The sequence below is a fragment of the Nostoc sp. genome (assembly GCF_036919615.1).
Lineage (GTDB): Bacteria > Cyanobacteriota > Cyanobacteriia > Cyanobacteriales > Nostocaceae > Nostoc.
In genome coordinates, this window is record NZ_JBALCN010000094.1 from 58,276 (window position 1) to 65,290 (window position 7,015).

At 47.1% G+C, this 7,015-nt stretch carries 6 protein-coding genes and 1 pseudogene; 5 read left to right on the top strand and 2 right to left on the bottom strand.

Features of this window, described 5'->3' with window-relative positions:
• Positions 1 to 107 precede the first annotated feature (107 nt).
• The 3 genes from V7K48_RS27415 to V7K48_RS27425 all read left to right on the top strand — a co-directional run bounded on the left by V7K48_RS27415 (position 108) and on the right by V7K48_RS27425 (position 3,463).
• On the top strand, positions 108 to 1,052 hold the full coding sequence (locus V7K48_RS27415) for an NADP-dependent oxidoreductase (protein ID WP_335077261.1): 945 nt from the start codon (positions 108 to 110) through the stop codon (positions 1,050 to 1,052).
• Between the two features lie 325 nt (positions 1,053 to 1,377).
• Positions 1,378 to 2,898, top strand: coding sequence for an aldehyde dehydrogenase family protein (locus V7K48_RS27420; protein ID WP_335077263.1), 1,521 nt, complete (start codon positions 1,378 to 1,380; stop codon positions 2,896 to 2,898).
• Positions 2,899 to 2,995: 97 nt separating this feature from the next.
• Entirely contained in the window at positions 2,996 to 3,463 is a 468-nt protein-coding gene (locus V7K48_RS27425; RefSeq protein WP_335077265.1) for a nuclear transport factor 2 family protein, read from the top strand.
• 6 nt (positions 3,464 to 3,469) lie between these two features.
• Here the strand turns inward: V7K48_RS27425 and V7K48_RS27430 are convergent.
• A pseudogene (locus tag V7K48_RS27430) lies at positions 3,470 to 3,616 on the bottom strand (ISAzo13-like element transposase-related protein); the annotation flags it as partial.
• A gap of 264 nt (positions 3,617 to 3,880) precedes the next feature.
• Here V7K48_RS27430 and V7K48_RS27435 point away from each other — a divergent pair.
• Both V7K48_RS27435 and argJ read left to right on the top strand, forming a co-directional pair.
• Positions 3,881 to 4,126, top strand: coding sequence for a hypothetical protein (locus tag V7K48_RS27435; protein WP_335077267.1), 246 nt, complete (start codon positions 3,881 to 3,883; stop codon positions 4,124 to 4,126).
• A 475-nt stretch (positions 4,127 to 4,601) separates the two neighbouring features.
• Positions 4,602 to 5,915 (top strand): bifunctional ornithine acetyltransferase/N-acetylglutamate synthase, encoded by a 1,314-nt coding sequence (argJ, locus tag V7K48_RS27440; protein WP_335077269.1) that lies wholly within the window; start codon positions 4,602 to 4,604, stop codon positions 5,913 to 5,915.
• A gap of 577 nt (positions 5,916 to 6,492) precedes the next feature.
• Here argJ and V7K48_RS27450 read toward each other — a convergent pair.
• Complete coding sequence (locus V7K48_RS27450) at positions 6,493 to 6,687, bottom strand: hypothetical protein (protein WP_335077271.1); 195 nt, start codon at positions 6,685 to 6,687, stop codon at positions 6,493 to 6,495.
• Positions 6,688 to 7,015: the final 328 nt, after the last annotated feature.

A 7,015-nucleotide genomic window follows, 5' to 3' on the forward strand; every position in this document is an offset into this window, starting at 1 on the left:
TTCAGCATTCCAAGCGACTACGAATCTTTTTCTTGGTAACATTCAAAATTTTGATCGCCAGTGATTGATGAAATGCCAATCCATTTTATGAAAAGGAGTACGTCACAATGGCAACGATGAAAGCAATCCGAATTCATGCTTACGGCGGGGCTGAAAACCTCAAGTACGACGAAGTATCCCGTCCTGAACCGCAAGCAGGGCAAGTCCTCATTCAAGTGTATGCAGCAGGGGTAAACCCAATCGATTGGAAGATTCGTGAAGGGTTTTTCCAACAACTCAATGATTATTCGCTGCCCGTAATTGCTGGGGCTGATGTGGCTGGTGTTGTTGCAAGTGTGGGCGATGGTGTCACCACACTGCAACCAGGACAAGCGGTTTATGGAACAGCAGACATGGCGCTTTCGGGAGCCTATGCCGAGTATGCAGTGGGCTATGCAGACGCGATCGCCCCGAAGCCGAAAACGCTCGATTATATTCACGCGGCTTCTGTCCCAATTGTGGCAATAACCGCATGGCAAGCATTGTTTGATGGTGCAAATCTCCAGCCAGAGCAGAGCGTGCTGATTCATGGTGGCGCGGGTGGAGTAGGTCGCTATGCAATTCAGCTTGCCAAGTGGAAGAGGGCACGAGTCATTGCAACGGCATCGGCAGCGAACCTTGATGATCTGAGAAATCTGGGTGTCGATCAGGCGATCGACTATGCGAGTCAACCGTTTGAACAGCAGGTAAAAGATGTAGATGTGGTGCTTGATTTGGTTGGTGGAGAAACGCAAGCGCGATCGTGGCAAATCATTCGTCCCGGTGGCGTTTTAGTTTCAACACTTGGTGTGCCTGAATCAGGCATTCCACAGGGCATTAAAGCGGTTCCTGTTTTCGCCAATCTCAGAGCAAATTCCCAGCTCCAGCAGATTGCTCAATTGATTGATGACGGACAGATCAAAGCGTCTATTGAGCAAGTTTTTGAACTGGCAGAAGCCGCTAAAGCACAGGAAGTTAGCCAGCACGGACATCCACGCGGCAAGCTGGTTTTGCAAGTCGTTCATCCAGCTTGAGGCAGGCTTTTGCAAAACTTTGGTTCATCAAACTCCTGTAAGGGCGAAGCATTCGGGCAAGAATCTTTATTTCAATGGGTTATAAACCAAATGCTTCCTCGGATTATAAACCAAATGCTTCCTCCTTACGCAGAGTGTATCTCAGGCAGAGTTCATTAACAAAATCTTTGGAGTTATTGCTTAAAAAATGCGAACGAAACTCGTTCGTTTATCACTTGAAAATTTCTGCAACACAACCAATCAAGGCTGAAGATTACCCGCTAATCGAACAAGAGTACATTGAGCTTCGACTGTGAGTAGAAACGAAAAGTAAGGAGCGGCTATTATGGCAGTAACGACAGATAATAAATCCTCAGCATCAAACATTGAACTAGGAACACCCGCACTGAACTGGATTGATGGCGAGTGGATTGATTCAAAAAAGCATACTGATAGCATTGATCCAGCTACAAGCAAGGTGATTGGAACTTATGCAGATGGTGGGCGTGACGAGGCAGTTCAGGGAGTTAATGCTGCGGTGCGGGCGTTCCGAGAATTAGACTGGAAGGAAAATCGGGCACTTCGTGCGCGAGTGCTGAATCAAATTGCCGATCGCTTTGAAGCCCACAGAGATGAACTGATCGCGATTCTCTCGCTTGAAAACGGCAAAGTCCATGATGAAGCCGCATTTGAAGTAGATATGATTCCTAGTAAATTTCGATACTGGGCATCGGTTGTGCTGACCGATTATGGACGGGCGATGGAAGTCCAACCCGGACACCTTTCGGTTGTGACTCGATCTCCAATCGGAGTTGCTGGAATCGTCGCACCGTTTAACTCGCCGCTTGTCCTGACTGTGCGATCTCTGGCACCTGCTCTTGCTGCTGGTGTTACAACTGTTATTAAATTGCCGGGTAATACAGCACAGATCAACTATCTGTTTAGTAAAACCCTCGCTGAAGCTGCCGATTTACCGAAGGGCGTGATTAATGTCTTTAGTGAAAGCAGAGGCAGAGGCGGATCATCTTTTCTGATGGAGTCAAAGGATGTTCGAGTGATTAGCTTTACAGGAAGCACAAAGACCGGGAAGGCAATTTCCGCAACCGGGGCAGCGACGCTCAAGCTGTTTCAAACTGAACTTGGAGGTAAGACGCCGATGATTATCTTCGAGGATGCCGATCTGGAGGCGGCTGCGCCAAAGGTTGAGAAGGCACTCACGACCTTCGCAGGTCAGTTCTGCATGACAGGTTCCCGGCTGTTGGTGCAGCGTGCTGTTGCCGATCGGTTTCGCACGCTGATCACCCAGCGACTGGAGAACGTTAAAACAGGACCTGCGTCTGATCCGTCCAGTGATATGGGACCTCTCATTGATCAGCCGAACGTCGCTCGTGTTGACAAGATGGTGAAGGAGGCGATCGCAGCGGGTGCTAAGGTGCTTGTACGCGGCGGCCCAATTGTTGAAGGTCCACTAGCTGGCGGTGCATTTTACCGTCCGACCCTGCTAGAAGTGACCGATCCGAAAATGACCATCGTTCAGGAAGAGGTCTTCGGTCCAGTCCTGACGATGCAGATATTCGAGACTGAGGCAGAAGCGGTGCAGCTGGCAAACGATAGCGAGTATGGGTTGGCTGCGAGCATTTGGACTCGCGATGTTGACCGCCCATTGCGCGTCGCCCGCGAGATAGATGCAGGCACGATCTGGATCAACGATTGGGCGATCGTTTGGGACGAGTTTGAGGAAGGCGGATTCAAGCGCAGCGGTAACGGCAGGCTGAATGGTCTGACGGCGATCGATGAATTCCTGGAGTACAAACATATCGCTTTCAACTCAGGAGTGATCCCCAGTGTTGGCGTTTCTGCCCAGTAGTTGAGCTTGGATTTAAATTTTGAGTTTTTCTTAAATAAGCCTCATAACCATCAAACCCGACTATCGGGTTCGCATAAGCAGCCTTATAGGAACACGTATGTCTAGTACACCTGTAGAAATCGTCCAAGCCCTTCTCAAAGACCCCACCAACCCTGAGGTCGTCAACCGACTCGTCTCCCCCGATGCCATCTACGTATCGCTCAGTTACGATAATCCTAACCTGAAAAAGCTCATGCCTTGGGCAGGCACGCACAAAGATGGCCAGGCCGCCATCCTCAAAACTTTCCGGGATGTCAATACCTTTTGGACTATCGAGGAGTTCGATATCCAGCAGATATTCGGCGAGGGCGAGAACGTGGCTGTCTTCGGCAGCTTCACCGTCCATTCAGTGAAACTTGATAAAACGTTCATCTCTCCCTTCTCCATCCTGGCGAAGGTGAAGAATGGCTTAGTCACCTATATGCAGTACATGGAGGACACCTTTGGCACAGGTTCGACCTTCCGATCAGGTGGTACCTGGACATTCCAGAGTAACCCAGACGGCAGCGAAGTATCAGTGCCGTAGCAAGATCTGAGCAAACTCTAATATACGTTTCATGAACTGGGTACGTCGAGAACTATTCTCCGGGCCATTATCTTGGTTTAGAACTAATGTTTTAACCTGAGAAAAACGATGTTTCTCACTCATCCAAAAATCTTTTAAAACATCAACGATAAAGAGTAATCAATATTTGCCAAAACTTGAATATATTGCTGTGATCGCCCCTTGGCTTTCTTTTGTCTTCATCGTCAAGCTAAGATATTCCTGCGCTGCCTCACCGGATCAGGGATATTTGCACACTGTTATATCTTTAGCGCTTTCGCCTGTTCGCGCAGCGTCCGTAGGGAAGGGCTTTCATCAACAGCTCTTGCTTTTATTATTGGTAAGTGCTTAACCTGAAGTGCGATCGCCACGGATAGTAAGCAAAATTAGTTTACCAAAATGTACACCATAGTCAATACACCATCTGTATTTAGTTGCAAATTACCAGCTGCTGGTTGGATTAACCTAGCCCAAATACGTCAAATCCAGTATGAGGAGTTGCCAAACCGTATAGTAGCAGTGACTTGGCAAAATGGTGATAAACAAATATTTCGCGGTGAAGATACAGCAGCACTCATCAAAGCAATTGAAAACGCCACTATTTCAATTAACAAGCGATGTAGTTGCCACCAGAGGAAGTTATGAAAGATTCAGACATAGCTAAAAGGATTTAGATACTGACGAAAATTAACCGCCTGATGAGGCTACCTGACACAGTAGCCGAAACTCTGGGATTACTTTCAGAGTCACGGATTGTGTCCAAAGCAGTCTGTCCCACTGTCTCTAGGGAGTGGGGCGTTAGTAAGGAATTGCATACCCAAAAAGTGGGGTGTTGTATTCTTCAAGCGCACCTTCCCTAGAACTATCGGGTTAAACCCAGCGTTAAAAGTGAATCTGTTGCCAATTGCTGCAAAAACTGTACCATTCGGCTTTTCCCAGATAGCGGGCGATGGGAACTTAGGTATCATCCAATGTGCCTGGGCTTTGAAACTAACGATAATAACCTAGACGGTTGGGGAGAAGATTACAAACATTTGCCCTACTAATTAAAATTTTTCCCTCAAAACTTTAAACTATTGAGAGGTTGTTAAAATTGCTCAATAGTTTAGAGTGAAGAATAATGACAGATTGGCAAAAAATAACAGGTGGCATCACAGCGCCAAGGGGGTATCAGGCGGCGGGAATTACCGCAGGGTTAAAACCTTCGGGGTTGCCAGATTTAGCTTTGATATTCTCAGAGGTGGAAGCGATCGCAGCGGGTGTATTCACCACCAGCCAGGTTAAAGCTGCCTGCGTAGAATATTGTCGCCAACGCTTGCAAGCCAAACATAGCGCTCGTGCCATCCTCTGTAACGCTGGACAAGCAAACGCCGCTACAGGCGCTCAAGGCTACCTTGATACCCTAGAATCTGCTATGGCAATAGGCCAAGCACTAAACATCCCATCTGAATCTGTGTTATTAGCTTCCACTGGCGTGATCGGTCAAAGAATTAAGATGGATGCTTTGCGAAGCGGGATTCCCAAGGTAGTAGCAGCACTATCAGAAACAGGCTCAGATGCCGCCGCTGGAGCGATTATCACTACAGACTTGGTAACAAAATCCATTGCCTTAGAGACAACTATAGGCGAACGCCCAGTACGAATTGGCGGCATTGCCAAGGGTTCCGGCATGATTCACCCCAACATGGCAACCATGCTGGCATTTGTTACTTGTGATGCAGCCGTTTCATCAGCCCTTTGGCAGCAAATGTTAGCAAGGGCAGCCGATAGAAGCTTTAATTCGATTACCGTGGATGGTGATACCAGCACCAACGATAGCTTAATCGCTTTGGCAAACGGTCAATCTCGTACCCCAGCAATTACAGAATTGGGTGCAGAAGCAGAGAAATTAGAGGCGATGTTAACAGCAGTTTGTCAGCATTTAGCCAAAGCGATCGCTCGTGATGGTGAAGGCGCAACCTGCCTAATTGAAGTGGAAGTGACAGGGGCCCATGATGAACTCTCAGCCCGACAAATAGCCAAAACCATCGCTGGTTCATCCTTAGTTAAATCTGCAATCTTTGGACGTGACCCCAACTGGGGACGCATCGCCGCCGCCGCCGGACGTGCAGGTGTGCCCTTTGAGCAAGAAAACCTGCAAATTAAGCTAGGCGATTTCTTAATGTTGGAAAATGGTCAACCTTTAACCTTTGATCGTGCAGCAGCAAGCGCTTATTTGAAACAAACTGCTGTTGATTCTTCCCTGCCCAAAGACTTGATTGCCACCAATAATAGTAATGATTTATCCTTTGATAGAAGCACTGTCAAGGCTCAACGAGTAGATAATCCGGTGATCATTGCAGTCAGCGTTGGCAACGGTCATGGTACAGGTAAAGCTTGGGGTTGCGATTTGAGTTATGACTATGTGAAGATTAACGCTGAGTATACTACGTGAGCTACTCTGACTTGTTTACAACTTGCTAGTGCTAAGTCCCTATTTAAAGAACTCAAATCTTCAACATCCTTCATCGCTGCATTCACCTTTTCCCACGTCAACTAAGCTCGACTTTATCCATTTTTTGGCAAAGCGGAAGCTGACGCTGAAACCTTTGTGGGACAGTAGTTTTACTTTTTCGATTTCACCGAGAATCAGTGACATGGAAAAAGTTTTTGCCAAAAAGCTAGGGTCTTTGCCGGATCAAGAGAACCAATTTCTTAATTTTGGATAAAGTTGAGCTAAGAGACCATTTATAAAATAAATCTTCAGACTACAAGACGACGCAGCATGATACGAGTCATGACAGCATATATGGCAGCTTCACTCATTTCCGGGAGACGCTGATAATCCAACAAAACTCTGACCACACACAACGACATAATACTCCTACTATAGATAATGAAGCGATGCCTTTTGCAGGCTACGCCTACGCATCGCACTTAGAAGCTTTTGCCACGCTTTTCTGGCTCGTACTTCTCCTAAAACTGCCACGAAATCGTGCCCTGCACAACCAACGGATCGCCATAATAAACATTTAGTCTGCCATTGGCAGAGTCAAAATAGTCCCCTCAGCAGGAAGCCCCGACTGACAAAACTTTTTGGGTCGAACCTGATATTTGCCGGAGAATGTAATCTTGGTGCGATCGCCCAGTTGCCAAGAAACCACAGGTGCTACAAAGTAACTTCCCCTAGTCCGGGCAGAAGTGCAACGCCGGGAGCGACAAGCCACTGTTGTTGCTTAGGGACTGACAAATAAAAAAATACTCAACTACTTCTTGCGGGATGGGCCGAAAAGCCCGCCTGTAGCCAAAGGCAGGCAAGATGCAATACAGTTCAGTTAAGGAAAATTATCTGTTGAGGCAAGCTCTTCTTAAGCAGGGGGAGAGAAAAAATGTATAACCCAAGCGTATTGGGGCACGATGGCCACTCCACAAAATTGAATAATTTATTTGTTGGAAATCCTTTAGAGACCATTTATAAAGTAAATCTTTAGACGACTAGACGACGTAACATAATACGAGTCATAACAGCATATATAGCAGCTTCACTCATTTCTG